13 protein-coding genes are annotated in these 15345 nt (G+C 69.3%); all 13 read left to right on the plus strand.

The genetic code is table 11. The features are described from left to right. Positions 1 to 5 precede the first annotated feature (5 nt). The 13 genes from lipA to ispC all read left to right on the plus strand — a co-directional run bounded on the left by lipA (position 6) and on the right by ispC (position 15320). Positions 6 to 989, plus strand: coding sequence for a lipoyl synthase (lipA, locus tag AC07Q9_RS29080; protein WP_095747013.1), 984 nt, complete (start codon positions 6 to 8; stop codon positions 987 to 989). Positions 990 to 1409: 420 nt separating this feature from the next. Continuing rightward, on the plus strand, positions 1410 to 3305 hold the full coding sequence (gene dxs, locus AC07Q9_RS29085; RefSeq protein ID WP_495312678.1) for a 1-deoxy-D-xylulose-5-phosphate synthase: 1896 nt from the start codon (positions 1410 to 1412) through the stop codon (positions 3303 to 3305). A gap of 34 nt (positions 3306 to 3339) precedes the next feature. Then, positions 3340 to 4281, plus strand: coding sequence for an SAM-dependent methyltransferase (locus AC07Q9_RS29090; RefSeq protein ID WP_495312679.1), 942 nt, complete (start codon positions 3340 to 3342; stop codon positions 4279 to 4281). Between the two features lie 27 nt (positions 4282 to 4308). Beyond that, positions 4309 to 5232, plus strand: a complete 924-nt coding sequence (locus AC07Q9_RS29095; RefSeq protein WP_369631537.1) for an SAM-dependent methyltransferase — start codon at positions 4309 to 4311, stop codon at positions 5230 to 5232. Positions 5233 to 5234: 2 nt separating this feature from the next. After that, positions 5235 to 6317, plus strand: coding sequence for a terpene synthase family protein (locus AC07Q9_RS29100; protein ID WP_495312680.1), 1083 nt, complete (start codon positions 5235 to 5237; stop codon positions 6315 to 6317). A gap of 56 nt (positions 6318 to 6373) precedes the next feature. Beyond that, complete coding sequence (locus AC07Q9_RS29105) at positions 6374 to 7441, plus strand: terpene synthase family protein (protein ID WP_495312681.1); 1068 nt, start codon at positions 6374 to 6376, stop codon at positions 7439 to 7441. 10 nt (positions 7442 to 7451) lie between these two features. Then, the gene (locus tag AC07Q9_RS29110; protein WP_495312682.1) at positions 7452 to 8573 is read left to right on the plus strand and encodes a terpene synthase family protein; all 1122 of its coding nucleotides are present in this window, start codon (positions 7452 to 7454) and stop codon (positions 8571 to 8573) included. After that, positions 8570 to 9694, plus strand: coding sequence for a Rieske 2Fe-2S domain-containing protein (locus AC07Q9_RS29115; RefSeq protein WP_495312683.1), 1125 nt, complete (start codon positions 8570 to 8572; stop codon positions 9692 to 9694). Before AC07Q9_RS29110 ends, AC07Q9_RS29115 begins: the two co-directional genes overlap by 4 nt. Positions 9695 to 9767: 73 nt before the next feature. Further along, positions 9768 to 10640 carry a polyprenyl synthetase family protein gene (locus tag AC07Q9_RS29120; protein ID WP_495312720.1) on the plus strand — a complete coding sequence of 291 codons (873 nt, stop codon included), beginning with the start codon at positions 9768 to 9770 and terminating at the stop codon, positions 10638 to 10640. Between the two features lie 38 nt (positions 10641 to 10678). After that, positions 10679 to 11803, plus strand: coding sequence for a Rieske 2Fe-2S domain-containing protein (locus tag AC07Q9_RS29125; RefSeq protein WP_495312684.1), 1125 nt, complete (start codon positions 10679 to 10681; stop codon positions 11801 to 11803). A 25-nt stretch (positions 11804 to 11828) separates the two neighbouring features. Continuing rightward, positions 11829 to 12767 carry a 4-hydroxy-3-methylbut-2-enyl diphosphate reductase gene (gene ispH / locus AC07Q9_RS29130; protein WP_495312685.1) on the plus strand — a complete coding sequence of 313 codons (939 nt, stop codon included), beginning with the start codon at positions 11829 to 11831 and terminating at the stop codon, positions 12765 to 12767. Beyond that, positions 12764 to 14062: a flavodoxin-dependent (E)-4-hydroxy-3-methylbut-2-enyl-diphosphate synthase gene (gene ispG / locus AC07Q9_RS29135; protein ID WP_495312686.1), complete on the plus strand. Its 1299-nt coding sequence runs from the start codon at positions 12764 to 12766 to the stop codon at positions 14060 to 14062. The genes ispH and ispG overlap by 4 nt, the downstream gene beginning before the upstream one ends. A gap of 10 nt (positions 14063 to 14072) precedes the next feature. Beyond that, positions 14073 to 15320, plus strand: coding sequence for a 1-deoxy-D-xylulose-5-phosphate reductoisomerase (ispC, locus tag AC07Q9_RS29140; protein ID WP_495312687.1), 1248 nt, complete (start codon positions 14073 to 14075; stop codon positions 15318 to 15320). Positions 15321 to 15345 lie beyond the last annotated feature (25 nt).

A 15345-nucleotide genomic window follows, 5' to 3' on the forward strand; every position in this document is an offset into this window, starting at 1 on the left:
ATCCAATGAGCACCACCGAAGTCGTCCGCGACGCCCAGAGCGCCGAAAACTACAACCCCCTGGCCAAGCAGAAGGCCGCGGCCAAGCTGTCGCGCATCCCCGTCAAGGTGGTGCAGACCGGCGAAGTGCTCAAGAAGCCCGAGTGGATCCGCGTCAAGGCCGGCAGCCCGACCACGCGCTTCTACGAGATCAAGCAGATCCTGCGCGAAAGCAACCTGCACACGGTCTGCGAAGAAGCCTCGTGCCCGAACATCGGCGAATGCTTCGGCAACGGCACGGCCACCTTCATGATCATGGGCGACAAGTGCACGCGCCGCTGCCCGTTCTGCGACGTGGGCCATGGCCGCCCCGACCCGCTGGACAAGGATGAGCCGCTCAACTTGGCCAAGACCATCGCCAAGCTGCGCCTGAAGTACGTGGTGATCACCAGCGTCGACCGCGACGACCTGCGCGACGGCGGCAGCCAGCATTTCGTCGATTGCATCGCCAACATCCGCGAGCTCTCGCCGATGACGCAGATCGAAATCCTGGTGCCCGACTTCCGCGGCCGCGACGACCGCGCGCTGGAAATCCTCAAGGCCGCGCCGCCGGACGTGATGAACCACAACCTGGAAACCGCGCCGCGCCTGTACAAGGAAGCGCGCCCCGGCAGCGACTACCAGTTCAGCCTGAACCTCTTGAAGAAGTTCAAGGCGCTGCACCCGAACGTGCCGACCAAGAGCGGCATCATGGTCGGCCTGGGCGAAACCGACGAAGAGATCCTGCAGGTGATGCGCGACATGCGCGCCCACGACATCGACATGCTGACCATCGGCCAGTACCTGTCGCCGTCGGGCTCGCACCTGCCGGTGCGCCGCTACGTGCACCCCGACACCTTCAAGATGTTCGAGGAAGAGGCCTACAAGATGGGCTTCAGCCACGCGGCCGTGGGCGCCATGGTGCGCTCCAGCTACCACGCCGACCAGCAGGCGCACGCCGCCGGCGTCTGACGCCCCCTGCCCGACCGCCCGCCACGCGCGGGCGTCGGCGCACACCCCTCTGTCCCGACCCCATCGACCTCGCCCCCGCAGCCGTTTCCCGACGGCCGCGGCGACGGTCGTGCGCGCCTGCCGCGCCATCCAAAAAACTGATTAAGACCTTCGGGGGAAATAACCCGGGGTATCAAAAAATTTGCGGCGGCATTCGCTTGCGCCTGCCAAATTCATCCCCTACGCTGACCTCCTTATTTCGCCCGGCCTGGAATTAAAAAACCAGAGCCGACGCGATTTCAAGAACCCTCGGAGGCTTTGACAAGGAAATTGAACCGTCAATTTCCAAGGCATTGTTTTGCCAAAAATTAATTAAAACCTCATCGCACGAAGAATTCAGTCGCCACGGCCCGCGCGTTTCCATCTCACGGAGAAACCGGAATGCATGCCCTGCTCGAAGCCATCGATTCGCCCCATTCGCTGCGCCAGCTCGGCGTTGCGCAATTGCCGGGCCTTGCGGATGAATTGCGCGCCTTCATCGTCGACAGCGTGTCCCGCACAGGCGGCCACTTCGCCTCCAACCTCGGCACGGTCGAGCTGACGGTCGCCCTGCACTACGTGTTCGACACCCCGCGCGACCGCATCGTCTGGGATGTCGGCCACCAGAGCTACGCCCACAAGATCCTGACCGGCCGGCGCCAGGCCATGCCCACCTTGCGCCAATTCGGCGGTATTTCTGGATTTCCGAGGCGCACCGAATCCGAACACGATCATTTCGGCACCGCGCATTCCATCACCTCCATTTCCGCCGCCCTGGGATTTGCACAGGCCGCGCGCATCTCCAATTCGACCGACCACGCCATTGCGGTGATCGGCGACGGGGCCTTGAGCGCCGGCATGGCTTTCGAGGCCATGAACAATACGCAGGCCTGCGGCCGTTTGTTGGTGATATTGAACGACAACGACATGTCGATTTCGCCCCCCGTCGGCATGCTGCGCCTTTATCTGGGCGGATTGATTTCAGAGCGCGCCTATGCCAGCGCCAATGAAGCCAGCCGGCAAAGATTGCGCGCCATGCGCCCGGCACTGGCCCCCTGCGAGCCCTCGGAGCTCGGCCTGTCGCCCGCCACCCTGTTCGAGCAGTTCGGCTTCCACTACACCGGCCCCATCGACGGCCACGACCTGGGCGCGCTGATCCCGGCCCTGCAGAAGCTGCAGGCGCAGCCGGGCCCGCAGCTGCTGCACATCGTCACGCAGAAGGGCCACGGCTACCGCCCGGCCGAGCAGGACCCGGTCCTGTACCACGGCCCCGGCAAGTTCGACCCCGCCGCCGGCATCAAGACCGCCCCGGCCGCCGCCCCCGCCAAGCCGACCTACGCCCAGGTCTTCAGCGACTGGCTCTGCGACGAGGCCGAGGCCGATGCGCGCGTGGTCGCCATCACGCCGGCCATGCGCGAGGGCTCGGCGCTGATGGACTTCGAGCGCCGCTTTCCCGAGCGCTATTTCGACGTCGGCATCGCCGAGCAGCACGCCGTGACCTTCGCCGCGGGCCTCGCGGCGGCGGGGATGCGGCCGGTGGTCGCCATCTACTCGACCTTCCTGCAGCGCGCTTACGACCAGCTGATCCACGACGTGGCGCTGCAGAACCTGCCGGTCGTGCTCGCGGTCGACCGCGCCGGCATCGTCGGCGCCGACGGCGCGACGCACATGGGCGCCTTCGACGTCGCCTACCTGCGCTGCATTCCGAACATGGTCGTGATGGCCGCATCCGACGAGGACGAGTGCCGCCAGATGCTGCACACCGCCCTGCGCCACGACGGCCCGGCCGCCGTGCGCTACCCGCGCGGCGGCGGGCCCGGCGCGCTGCCCGTGCGCGCGCTGCAGCCGCTGCGCATCGGCCGCGGCCAGGTGCGGCGCGAATCGACGCAGCCCATGGGCGCGCGCATCGCCATCCTGGCCTTCGGCACCATGGTCGCGCCCAGCCTGGCCGCCGCCGAGCGGCTCGACGCCACGGTCGCCAACATGCGTTTCGTGAAGCCGCTTGACGCCGACCTGGTGCTCTCGCTCGCCGAGACGCACGACGTGCTCGTCACCGTCGAGGAAGGCTGCGTGATGGGCGGCGCCGGCGCCGCCTGCCTCGAATCGCTGGCCGCGCAGGGCGTGCTGATTCCGTCGCTGCAGCTGGGCCTGCCCGACCAGTTCGTCGAGCACGGCGACTGCGCCCGATTGCTCGCCGCCCACGGCCTGGATGCCGACGGGCTGGTGCAGTCGATCCAGGCGTTCTTCGATGCCAACGCCCCCGCGTTCCGCACGGCTCGCATGAGCCTCGTTTCCTGAAACCCACCGTGACCGCCAGCCACAGGAGAACCCGATGAGCACAGCCACCGCACGCCGCATCGACGCGCCCGCCCCGCCTTCGCTTCAAGTGATCCGGGGTGCCGAGGCCAACCCGTACCACGCCAAGGTCGAGTACACCTACCAGGACGACCCCGAGGACTGGCGCAAGGCCATCGGCGAGGACCTGATGTTCCAGTTCGGCGTCTACGACGACCCGCGCTCGGTGCCGCCGATCTCGCTCAACGAGTCGGGCCTGCGCTACTTCGACCAGCAGATGGAGATCGCGGGCCTGGACAAGCCCCCGCCCTTCCCCATCCGCCGCATCCTCGACGTGGGCTGCGGCTGGGGCTTCGGCCTGCGCTACCTCGCGGAGCACTTTCCGCAGTGCCGCCAGCTCGACGGCATCAACATCAGCGAGACGCAGCTGGCGCACTGCGCCCGCTACCACGCCCAGCAGCACCTGAGCGACCGCGTGAACCTGTACCTGTGCGATGCGCAGGACGTCGCCCTGCTGCCCAACCCCGACACGCCCTACGACCTGGTGACGATCCGCGGCGTCATCTCGCACTTTCCCAACGACCTGTACGAACGCTCGATGAAGCAGGTCGCCGCGCGCATGCGCCCGGGGGCCAAGGTCGTCATCTCCGACAACCTCTACAACATCCCGCTGGACAACTACCGCTCCGACATCGAGGACGAGGTCGACCGCCTCGCCTGCAAGCACCGCAAGACACCGGCCTACTTCCGCCGCGTGCTCGAGGAGAGCGGCTTCATCGTCGAAGACATGCGCGTGCTCCCGCGCAACATCGACGTGGCGCGCTGGTTCACCGACGTGAAGGAAAACATCGAGAAGAACTTCACGCCCGACACCATCCCGCCGCCGCTGGAAGAGCTGCGCGTCATGGCGGTCAGCCTCTCGGTCGCGCTGATCAAGGACAAGTTCTCGACCTACAGCGTCATCGCGCGACGCCTCTGAATTTCCCCCACAAGGAGCGCCCACACCATGCAAGCATCCGCGCAAGCCGTCGGCATCGACGTCATCCACAGCCGCAGCCTCGACCACTACCAGGACAAGATCGAGCAGGTCTATGCCGACACGCCCGACCAGTGGCGCAAGGCGATCGGCAACGAGCTCTGGTACCAGTACGGCGTGTTCGACGAGAAGATGGACCCGCACGACCTCCCGCTCGACGCCTCCGGCCGGCGCCACATGGAGCACCAGTTCGAGCTCGCCGAGCAGGCCGGCGCCGACCTCTCGCCGGCCACCGTGCGCCGCGCGATCGACATCGGCTGCGGCTGGGGCCCGGTGCTGAAGTTCATCGCGCAGCGCTACCCGCAGTGCGCGCGCATCGACGGCGTGAACGTGAGCCGCCCGCAACTGGAATGCGCGCGCGAACTCATCGCGCACGAAGGCCTGGCCGACCGCGTGCGGCTGTACCAATGCAACGCCAAGGACATCGGCGAGCTGCCCGAGCCGCAGGTGCCTTACGACCTGGCCATCCTGCGCGGCAGCCTGATCCACTTCACGCCCGAGGTGCTGGAGCAGGCCATGGCCTCCCTGTCGGCGCGCATGCGCACGGGCGGCACGGTCATCATTTCGGAGAGCCTCTACAAGGTGGACCTGGCGACCTACAAATCGCACATCCCCGACAAGGTCGACCGCGCCGCGTCGGGCTACCGCAAGACGCCCGACGGCGTGAAGCAGGTGCTCGAGCGCCACGGCTTCGCGGTGCTCGACCAGCGCGTACTGCCGTCGAACGCGGAGGTGATCCGCTGGTACGGGCTGGTCAAGGACAACCTGGACGCCCACCACCCGACCAGCAAGACCGCCACGTTCACCGAGCTGCGCGACATCGCGGTGAGCTTCTCGGACGCGCTGGCCAAGGACAAGGCCTCGTCGTTCAGCTTCATTGCGCGGCGGACCTGAGCATGCCCGAACCGACCCCGTTCGCCCAAACCCTGGCCCGCATGCCCGAACTGGGCAGCAAGGTCCACCTTCCCGACCCGGGCCTCACGCTCAAGCCCATCTGGCACCCGCAGAACGACGCCATCGAGGCGCGGCTGGCGGTGGACGACCGGCCCTATGTGCTGGCGCACTTTCGCAGCGAGAAGGCCACGGCCGCCTACCTCGGGCAGCGCGTGCCGGCCTACGGCGGCCTGTGCTACCCGCATGCGAAGCCGGACCGGATCTATTCGGTGATGCGCATGATGAATGCCGGCACCCTGATGGACGATGCCTTCACGCCCCTGGAGCTGAGCGCCGACCAGCGCCCGCGCGACGAACTCCTGCGCCACTACCTCGATGCCCTGGAAGGCATCCTGCCGCCTGCCAGTGCGCCGCTGCCCCGGCTCCTGTTCGACACGCTGCCACCCATCCAGGCGCAGCTGGCGCCAAAGCCCCGCGTCTGGGAACGCATGAAGGCCGGCATCCGCAGCCAGCTGGTGCGCATGGCCGATCCGCTGGCCTACCAGATGGACACGCTGACGCTGGATGGCTACATGGACCTGCGCCGCGACAACGCGTTCGGCGAGTACCTGACCATGCTGACCGAGTACGCCCTGGACGTGGACATGACCGATGCGCTGGCCGAAGACGCATCGCTGCGCGCGGTCCGCACCGCGGCCATGGACGCGGTGATCCTGGTGAACGACTTCTTCTCGTTCCGCAAGGAGGTGCCGGCGAGGGATTCGCTCAACGCCATGTGGGTGCTGATGCGCGAGGAAGGCCTGGACCTGCAGCAGGCGGTCTACCGCCTGGCCGCGCTGTGCGCGCGCAACGAGCAGGCGCTGATCCGGTCGCGCGACGCGGTGCTCGCCGGCCCCCTTGGGCAGCGCCCCGACGTGCGCGCCTACGTGCGCGAGCTGGCATACATCAGCTCGGGCAACGCGGAGTGGTGCGTCATCACGCGGCGCTACCACCTCTCGGACCAGCGCTTCGTTTCCGGCGAAGTGACCATCGCGGCGGCTCCGACGCTGGACGACATCGCGGCGGCCGACGCGCGCGCCGCCTGACCCTGCGCCACACCGACATCCCCACGCACTTCGATCCATTTCACAGGAGCAGATGCATGAATGCCGTTCTCGAAAGCACCACGCCCGCGGCGCTGGAGCCACCCCCGAAATTCGTGATCCCCGAGATGTTGAAAGCCATCCGGCCGCGCATCAACACGAGCTACCCGTACATCAAGCGGCTGCATGCGCAATGGCTGTACGAGAACTACGGCAAGCCGGAGCCGGGCAGCCTGCATGGCGCGATCGAACGCATGGATTCTCTCTACGACGCCAGCGTGTTCCCGGACGGCATTCCGGAGCGGGTCGCGCACCACGCGAGCATCCTGACGTTGATCTTCCAGTGCGACGACCTGACGACCAGCGACCCCGAGCAGTGCGCAAAGATCATCGCCGAAGACCCCGACGCCCACGACGCGCGCGTCATGGAAGGGCTCTGGCAGACCATCCGCCAGCATGCGCCCAGCGACGCGGTGTACCAGCGCCTGCGCGGCCGATGGACCCGCTGGATGCACCACCTCAAGGTCGAGAAGGAATTTCGCGACAACTGGGCCAACGAAGACATGGAGAGCTTCCTCAAGGTGCGCCTGATGTCCAGCGGCATGCAGCCTTACATCGCCGCCATGGAATACGTGCTGGACATCGACGTGTCCGACCTGATCGAAGACCCCGACATGAAGCGCGCGGTGGACCTCGTCAGCTGGCACTGCGCGTTCACGAACGACGTGTATTCCTATGCCGTCGAGTACTACTCCACCGAGGACACGCTGAGCTCGGTCCTCATCATGCGCAACACCCGCGGCCTCGATGCGCAGCAGGCCATCAGCGCCGTCTGCGACATGATGGAAGAGATGTACGCGGAGCTGGCCGGCCTGATCGCCCGGCTGCACGAGCGCTATGCCAATCACCCGCTGGGCGCGCGCCTGCACCTGTACCTGGACACCTACCTCCTGATGGTGGTGGGCACGCTGCAGTGGCACATCGAATCGCCGCGCTACGGCGGGCACGGGCACATCTGGAACGGGCTGCCCATGCGGCATGTGGACGTGAGCCTGGCGGGCACCGACAAGATGGAGGGCGCGGGCGCCCCGCAGCAGGCACCGGTCGGCTCTGTCTACGTGTCGTAGAGACCGCGCCATGAAGCTGCCGTATTTCGAGTGCCCCATTCCCAGCGCCATTCATCCCGGGGCGGCGCACGCGGATGCGCAGTCGGTCGCCTGGATGCGGCGCTTCTCCCTGTGCCTGAACGACACCGAACGCGAGCGCATGGCCCGCTCCGGCTGCGGCGAACTCGCGGCCCGCATCGTGCCCGACGCCACGCCGCAGACCTTGCAGATCCTGTCGGACTTCTTCATCTGGAACGTCTCGTTCGACGACGAGTACTGCGACGAAGGTCCGCTGAGCCGGCAACCCGGCCGGCTGGCCGGCGTGCTGGCGATGATCCACCGGGCGATCGAGACGCCGGAAGACAGCGCGCAGGTCGACGACCGCTATGCCGCCGCCATGTGCGACATCCGCCGCCGCCTGGACGCGCACGCCACCGCCGACCAGATGGCCCAGTGGCTGGCCGCCATGCGGGGATGGTTCTTTGCCGAGGTCTGGAAGGCGGGCAACGTGGCCTCGGGCCATGTCCCCTCGCTGAACCAGTACGGGCTGCTGCGCCTGTACAGCGGGGGCGGCCTGGCCTTTCCCACGCTGGCCGCGATCGCCGAAGGCTATGCGGTGCCCACCGACCTCCTGGAGGATCGCCGCGTCAGGGCGCTCGCGGAAATGGCGCTCACGCTGGCCACCTGGAGCGCCGACATCGTGTCGTACGAGAAGGAGGTGGCGCGCGAGCAGGGCGGGCACAACCTGATCAGCGTGATCCAGCACGGGTCCCAATGCTCGCCCGCGGCGGCGGGTGCACGGGCCGTCGCCATGTACATGGAGATCATGCAGCTCTTCCTGGGCCTGCGCGGCGAACTCATCGCCGCCGGCACCTCGCCCGCGCTGCAACGCCACGTGCAAAGCCTGGGCCGCATCGTCAAGGCCACGTTCGACTGGTGCCACGGCTCCGAGCGCTACGTGCAGGACGGCGTGCCCGACGAAGCGGGGCCGGAGGGCGCCCCTGCACCGAAGGCGGCATCCACCGCCTCCGCCATCCCGTGCATCGCCTGGTGGTGGACGCACGACCCCGCGGCCCAGGAAGCCCGCCGGGGCACGCCGGCCCAGCACGTCTCAGGCCAGGGTGAACGCGCCCGTGCGGGAGCGCTCCCATGAACCCACCCACGATGCCGCGCGTGATCGATGCGTCCTTCCAGGAAGCGGGCGACCTTGCGACGCCCGCCGCGGCAAGCTGCGGCCCGGCCGCGCACACCATCGGCCTGCAGCAATTTCGCAGCATCGTGGGTGAAACACGCCGCCCGCTGCCCTATGCCGAGGGCTGGTTCCTGGGGTGCTTCTCCAGCGAGCTCGCGCGCGGGCAGGTGCTGACGGTTCCGTTCATGGGGCAGGAGCTCGTCCTGTACCGCACGCACGCCGGGCTCGCCCGTGTCGTCGAGCCGTACTGCCCGCACCTGGGCGCTCACCTGGGCCACGGCGGCAAGGTCGACGGCGAGAACCTGGTGTGTCCGCTGCACGGGCTGGCCTACGGGCCGGACGGCGGCTGCGTGCGCACCGGGCATGGCGAGCGGCCGCCGCGCGCCGCGCTGACCGCGCGCCACGCCCGAGAAATCGACGGTGCCGTCCTGGTGTGGGTCGACCATGCGGGGCGCCCTCCCCAGTGGGACGTGTCGCACCACGACCTCGGCGACTTTTCTTCCGCCTGCTACATCCGCAAGACGCTGGACGGCTACGCGCACGATGCGGTGGAGAACGGCGCCGACATGGTTCATTTCGGCTGGCTCCACGGGCTCTCGGACATGACCATGTCCCACCGGGCGGAGGACTGCCGGTTCGAGATCTCGCTGTCGGCCCGCTGGAAAGGGCTGCACATCCGTGGCGAATTCATGAACTACGGCGTCGGCTATGTGATGGGCTCGTTCGAGATGCCCGACCTGGGCGTGCGGCTGCAGACGCAGGTCTTCTTCACGCAGATCGCACCGCTGAAATGGAAGCTGGCGATCGCGGACCGGCTGCGCATCGTGCGGCTTGGCCGCGCGCCGCGGATGGTAAGGAGCGCGATCTACGCCGTGCTCACGCCGATCGCCAGCCGATGGATGCGGTGGTTCATCGAGCCGGACTTTCCGATATGGAATGCCAAGAGTTTCATCAAGCACCCCCGGCTGACCGCGGGCGACAAGACCCTCATCGTCCACCGGCGCTGGGCGTCCCGGTTCTATCCAGGCGGCCTGGTGGACGACCCTGGCGCACTGCATGCGGGAGACCACCATGCCACTTGAAGCCCTGCTGCCGTGCGACGTCCGCGAGGCCCCGGTGCCGCAGGGCGGACCCGCCGCCCCCTTCGACACCTGGATGCACGACGCGGTCCGCCGCACCGAGCACGCCCTCGCCGCCGGCCTGCCGCCGGCCGACACCCTGCCCACGCACCTGCACGAAGCGCTGCGCTACGCCGCGCTCGGCGGCGGCAAGCGCATCCGCCCGCTGCTGTGCCAGGCGGCGGGCGCCCTCGCGGACGCACCGCCCGACGCGCTCGACGCCACGGGCGCCGCGATCGAGATGGTCCACGTCTACTCGTTGGTGCACGACGACCTGCCCGCGATGGACGACGACGACCTGCGCCGCGGCAAGCCGACCGTGCACGTGGCGTATGACGAGGCCACCGCCATCCTCGTGGGCGATGCGCTGCAGGCCCAGGCCTTCTTCACGCTGAGCGAACTGCCGCTGCCGGCCGAGCGCCGCATCGCGCTGGTGCGCGAGCTGGCGCAGGCGGCCGGCTCGCGCCAGCTCGTGGGCGGCCAGGCCATCGACCTGCAGAGCGCAGGCCGGTCCTTGAGCCAGCCCGCGCTCGAGCAGATGCATCGCATGAAGACCGGTGCGCTGATCCGCGCGGCCGTGCGCATGGGGGCGCTGTGCGGCGCGGCCGACGTGCCGGCCAACGCCGCGCTGTACCGCGCGCTCGACGACTACAGCAGCGCCGTCGGCCTGGCCTTCCAGGTGGTCGACGACATCCTCGACGCGACCGCCGACACGGCCACGCTCGGCAAGACCGCGGGCAAGGACGCGTACGACGACAAGGCGACCTGCGTGTCGATGCTCGGCCTCGACGCCTCGCGCACGCTGGCCCGCACGCTGAACGCGCGCGCCCATGCGGCGCTCGCGCCCTTCGGTGAGCGCGCCGCGCGGCTCGGCCAGCTGGCCGACCTGGTGGTCCAGCGCGCGCACTGAGCCCCACCTGCGAATGCCCCCGCCCCAGGAGCCCCGACATGCCTGAACCGTCGACCCATTTCATGAGGGAACCGCTGGGCGTGAACAGCGCCTCGCCCGCTGCCGACGAACGCCACGCGCGCGTCGTGGAGGTTCGCACGCCGCCGCGGCCCATGCGCAGCACCACGGGAGAGACACGCCCCCCGCACCCGTATGCCAACGGCTGGTTCGCCGTGTGCTTCAGCCACGAGGTCAAGCCGGGCGCGGTGCGCATCGTGCCGTTCGCGGGACAGGACCTGGTGATCTACCGCACGCAGTCGGGCCTGGCCCGTGCCATCGATCCGTACTGCCCGCACCTGGGGGCGCACCTGGGCCACGGCGGGAAGGTCGACGGCGAGAACCTGGTCTGCCCGTTCCACGGCCTGAGCTTCGGCCCCGATGGCGGCTGCGTGCGCGCCTGCACGGGCCAGACCCCGCCGAACGCGGCGCTGACGGGGCGCTACATGAAGGAGATGAACGGCGCGATCATGGTGTGGCGACACAGCGAGGACCGGCCGCCCGACTGGGACATTCCGGAAATGGACCTCAGCGACCGCATCAATCCCCGGTACGGCAGCCACGCGCTCGAAGGCTACTTCGACTCGATGGTCGAGAACAGCATGGACCTGACCCACTTCGGATGGGTGCACGGGTTCACCGAGACCGCGCTGTCGCACGAGGTGGACGGGCACAAGCTCATCGTCACGATCACCGCCCGCTGGAAGGGGCAGCGTTTCCACTCGCGCCTGACCAACTTCGGCCTCGGCTTCACCCGCGGGGAGAACGCGTTGCCGGACCTCGGCGTGCAGGTCGTGACCCTGGCCTTCGCGACACCCGTCGCGCCCATGAAGTGGACCTTCCGCTGGAGCGACAACCCCAGCGTCGCGCGCTTCGATCGCTGGCCGGCCCCGCTGCGCAAGCTCGCCTACCAGGTGCTCAATCCGCTGGCGCACCGCTGGCTGATCTCGGTGGTGGGCGGCGACTTCCCGATCTGGGACGCCCGCACCCGCCTGCCGCATCCCAAGCTCATGGCGGGGGAGCGCTCCTTCACCGCCTTCCGGCGCTGGTCGGCGCAGTTCTACCCGCCCACCTCCGGCGACGACGCGCAGGCCAACCATGTCCTGCGCATGTCTGCGGGACGCTGAGCCACCCCCACCAGGAGTTCCCACCATGCGCGTCATCCTTGCCCAGCCCCGAGGCTTCTGCGCCGGCGTCGTGCGGGCCATCGACACGGTCGAACACGCACTGCGGCGCCACGGCACGCCCATCTACGTGCGCCACGAGATCGTGCACAACAAACACGTCGTCGACGACCTGAAGGCGCAGGGCGCGGTCTTCGTCGAGGAGCTGGCCGAAGTGCCCGCGGACGCGGTGGCGATCTTCAGCGCGCACGGCGTGAGCCACGCGGTGGAGGTCGAGGCCCGCGCGCGCGGCCTGCGCGCGATCGACGCCACCTGCCCGCTCGTCACCAAGGTGCACGAGCAGGGGCGCCGCTATGCCGCCAAGGGCTACGCGCTGATCCTCATCGGCCACGCCGGGCACCCCGAGGTGACCGGCACGCTGGGGCAGATTCCCGCGTCGGTCACGCTGGTGCAGACCGAGGCCGACGTGGACGCGCTGGTGCTCGATGCCGACACGCCGCTGGCCTACATCACGCAGACCACGCTGTCGGTGGACGACACGCGCGGCATCATCGATGCGCTGCAGCGGCGCTTTCCGCAGATCGTCGGGCCCGACACGCGCGACATCTGCTACGCCACGCAGAACCGGCAGACGGCGGTGCGCGAACTGAGCCAGCAGGTCGACGTGGTGCTGGTGGTCGGCGCGCAGAACAGCTCCAACTCGCAGCGCCTGCGCGAGATCGCGGCGCAGGCCGGCGTGCGCAGCTACCTCATCGCGCAGGGCAGCGAGCTCAAGCCCGACTGGGTGCGCGACGCCGGCGCGGTGGGCGTCACCGCCGGCGCCTCGGCGCCCGAGACCATGGTGCAGGACGTGGTCGCCGCGCTGCGCCGGCTGGCCGAGGTGGAACTGCTGACGCTGCCCGGGCGCGAGGAGCACGTGGTGTTCCGGCTGCCGGCGGAACTCGCAACGGAAGTGGCCGTGCCATGAAACCGCCTGTCGCACGCCGCGGCTCGCGGCAGGTGCGCGTGGGCACCGTGCGCATCGGCGGCGACGCGCCCGTGGCCGTGCAGGCCATGACCAACACCGACACCGCCGACGCGGCCGCCACCGTGGCGCAGGTGGCGGCGCTCGCGCGCGCGGGGGCCGAACTGGTGCGCCTCACGGTCAACAACGAAGAGGCCGCCGCGCAGGTGGCGCCGATCCGCGACGCGCTCGCGCGCCAGCAGGTGCACGTGCCGCTGGTGGGCGACTTCCACTTCAACGGCCACCGCCTGCTCGCGCAGCACCCCGACTGCGCGCAGGCGCTGGCCAAGTACCGCATCAACCCCGGCAACGTGGGCCGGGGCGACAAGCGCGACGCGCAGTTCTGCCAGCTCATCGAGATCGCCTGCCGCCACGGCAAGCCGGTGCGCATCGGCGTGAACTGGGGCAGCCTCGACCCCGCGCTGCTGGCGCGCCTGATGGACGCGAACGCGCAGGCGGCGCAGCCGCAGCCGGCGGACGAGGTGATGCGCCAGGCGCTCATCGTCTCGGCGCTGGAGAACGCCGCGCGCGCCGAAGACGTGGGCCTGCCGCCCGATCGCATCGTGCTGTCGGCCAAGGTGAGCCAGGGGCAGGACCTGATCGCCGTGTACCGCGAACTCGCCGCGCGCTGCGACTACCCGCTGCACCTGGGCCTGACCGAGGCGGGCATGGGCTCCAAGGGCATCGTCGCCTCGGCCACCGCGATGGGCGTGCTGTTGCAGCAGGGCATCGGCGACACCATCCGCGTGTCGCTCACGCCCGAGCCGAACGGCGACCGCACGCGCGAGGTGCTGGTGGCGCAGCAGATCCTGCAGTCGATGGGCCTGCGCGCCTTCACGCCCAGCGTGACCGCCTGCCCCGGCTGCGGGCGCACCACGAGCACCTTCTTCCAGTCGCTGGCCAGCCAGATCGAAGGCTGGCTGCACGCGCAGGCGCCGGCCTGGCGCGTGCGCTTCCCGGGCGTGGAAGACATGCACGTGGCCGTGATGGGCTGCGTGGTCAACGGCCCCGGCGAGAGCCGCCTCGCGCACCTGGGCATCTCGCTGCCGGGCTCGGGCGAGCAGCCCGTGGCGCCGGTGTACATCGACGGCGAACGCGCGCTGACGCTCAAGGGCGAGCACATCGCCGACGACTTCACGCGGCTGGTCGAGACCTACGTGGCCGCGCGCTACGGCGCCGACGCCGAAGCGCGCGAGCGGCTCGGTGCGTGGATGAAGCCGTCGTCGCGCGAGCGCGTCGTGCCGATCGCTGCCGTCTGAAGGCATCGCCATGGCCACGCAACGCCTCACCCTGCTCGGTGCCACCGGGTCGATCGGCGACAGCACGCTCGACCTCGTGGCGCGCCACCCCGACCGCTTCACGGTGCACGCGCTGACGGCGCACCGCAACCTCGACAAGCTCTTCACGCACTGCGTCGCCTTCCGCCCCGAGGTCGCGGTGGTCGGCGATGCGCGAGACGCCATGCAGTTGCAGGCCCGGCTGCGTACAGCCGGCCTGCGCACCGAGGTCATGCACGGCCCGCAGGCGCTGTGCGAAGTGGCGCAGTCGGCGGGTTGCGACACGGTGGTTGCGGCCATCGTCGGTGCGGCGGGGTTGCTGTCGTCGCTGGCGGCGGCGCGCGCGGGCAAGAAGATCCTGCTGGCGAACAAGGAGGCGCTCGTGATGTCCGGCGCGCTGTTCATGCGCGCGGTGGCCGCGCACGGCGCCACGCTGCTGCCGCTGGACAGCGAGCACAACGCGATCTTCCAGTGCCTGGCGGGCGCACCGGCCGGCTGCGTAGGCGTGCAGCGGCTGGTGCTCACCGCGTCGGGCGGGCCGTTCCTGCACCGCCCGCTGGAGGCGCTGGACCGCGTCACGCCCGACGAGGCCTGCGCGCACCCGACCTGGCGCATGGGCCGCAAGATCTCGGTCGACTCCGCGACGATGATGAACAAGGGCCTCGAGACCATCGAGGCCCGCTGGCTGTTCGCGATGCCGCCCGAGCGCATCGAGGTGGTGATCCACCCGCAGAGCGTGATCCATTCGATGGTGGCCTATGCCGACCAGTCGGTGCTGGCGCAGCTGGGCCGCCCCGACATGCGCACGCCGATCGCGCACGCGCTGGCCTGGCCCGAGCGCATCGACTCGGGCGTGGCGCCGCTGGACTTCCTGCAGCTCGCCCACCTGAGCTTCGCCGCGCCCGAGCTGAAACGCTTTCCCTGCCTGCGGCTGGCGCTGGAGGTGCTGCGCGAGGGGTGCGCGGCCAGTGTGACGCTCAATGCGGCGAACGAAGTGGCGGTCGATGCCTTCCTGAACGGGCGCCTGCGCTACACCGACATTGCGCACGTGGTGGAAGACTGCCTTCAGCACGCGCCCTCGTCCGCGCACGAGAACCTGGACGACATCCTCGCGGCCGACGCGCAGGCGCGCGTGCGGGCGGGTCAGGCGATCCAGCGTGCGGCGTTGCGGTCCCCATCGCCTGCGGTCCCGCTTTCCGAGTCGGTCACCTTGGACGAAGGCATGGGCGCGCGGCTGTAGCGCGACAGCCATTTGGCTGCCACGG

This window comes from Variovorax sp. GW821-FHT09A10, from assembly GCF_059418385.1.

Coding starts and splice junctions, on each gene's coding strand:
- AC07Q9_RS29125 (WP_495312684.1), top strand. CDS start 10,679: ATGCCTGAACCGTCGACCCATTTCATGAGGGAACCGCTGGGCGTGAAC.
- AC07Q9_RS29105 (WP_495312681.1), top strand. CDS start 6,374: ATGAATGCCGTTCTCGAAAGCACCACGCCCGCGGCGCTGGAGCCACCC.
- ispC (WP_495312687.1), top strand. CDS start 14,073: ATGGCCACGCAACGCCTCACCCTGCTCGGTGCCACCGGGTCGATCGGC.
- AC07Q9_RS29100 (WP_495312680.1), top strand. CDS start 5,235: ATGCCCGAACCGACCCCGTTCGCCCAAACCCTGGCCCGCATGCCCGAA.
- AC07Q9_RS29110 (WP_495312682.1), top strand. CDS start 7,452: ATGAAGCTGCCGTATTTCGAGTGCCCCATTCCCAGCGCCATTCATCCC.
- AC07Q9_RS29090 (WP_495312679.1), top strand. CDS start 3,340: ATGAGCACAGCCACCGCACGCCGCATCGACGCGCCCGCCCCGCCTTCG.
- dxs (WP_495312678.1), top strand. CDS start 1,410: ATGCATGCCCTGCTCGAAGCCATCGATTCGCCCCATTCGCTGCGCCAG.
- AC07Q9_RS29095 (WP_369631537.1), top strand. CDS start 4,309: ATGCAAGCATCCGCGCAAGCCGTCGGCATCGACGTCATCCACAGCCGC.
- AC07Q9_RS29120 (WP_495312720.1), top strand. CDS start 9,768: ATGCACGACGCGGTCCGCCGCACCGAGCACGCCCTCGCCGCCGGCCTG.
- ispG (WP_495312686.1), top strand. CDS start 12,764: ATGAAACCGCCTGTCGCACGCCGCGGCTCGCGGCAGGTGCGCGTGGGC.
- lipA (WP_095747013.1), top strand. CDS start 6: ATGAGCACCACCGAAGTCGTCCGCGACGCCCAGAGCGCCGAAAACTAC.
- ispH (WP_495312685.1), top strand. CDS start 11,829: ATGCGCGTCATCCTTGCCCAGCCCCGAGGCTTCTGCGCCGGCGTCGTG.
- AC07Q9_RS29115 (WP_495312683.1), top strand. CDS start 8,570: ATGAACCCACCCACGATGCCGCGCGTGATCGATGCGTCCTTCCAGGAA.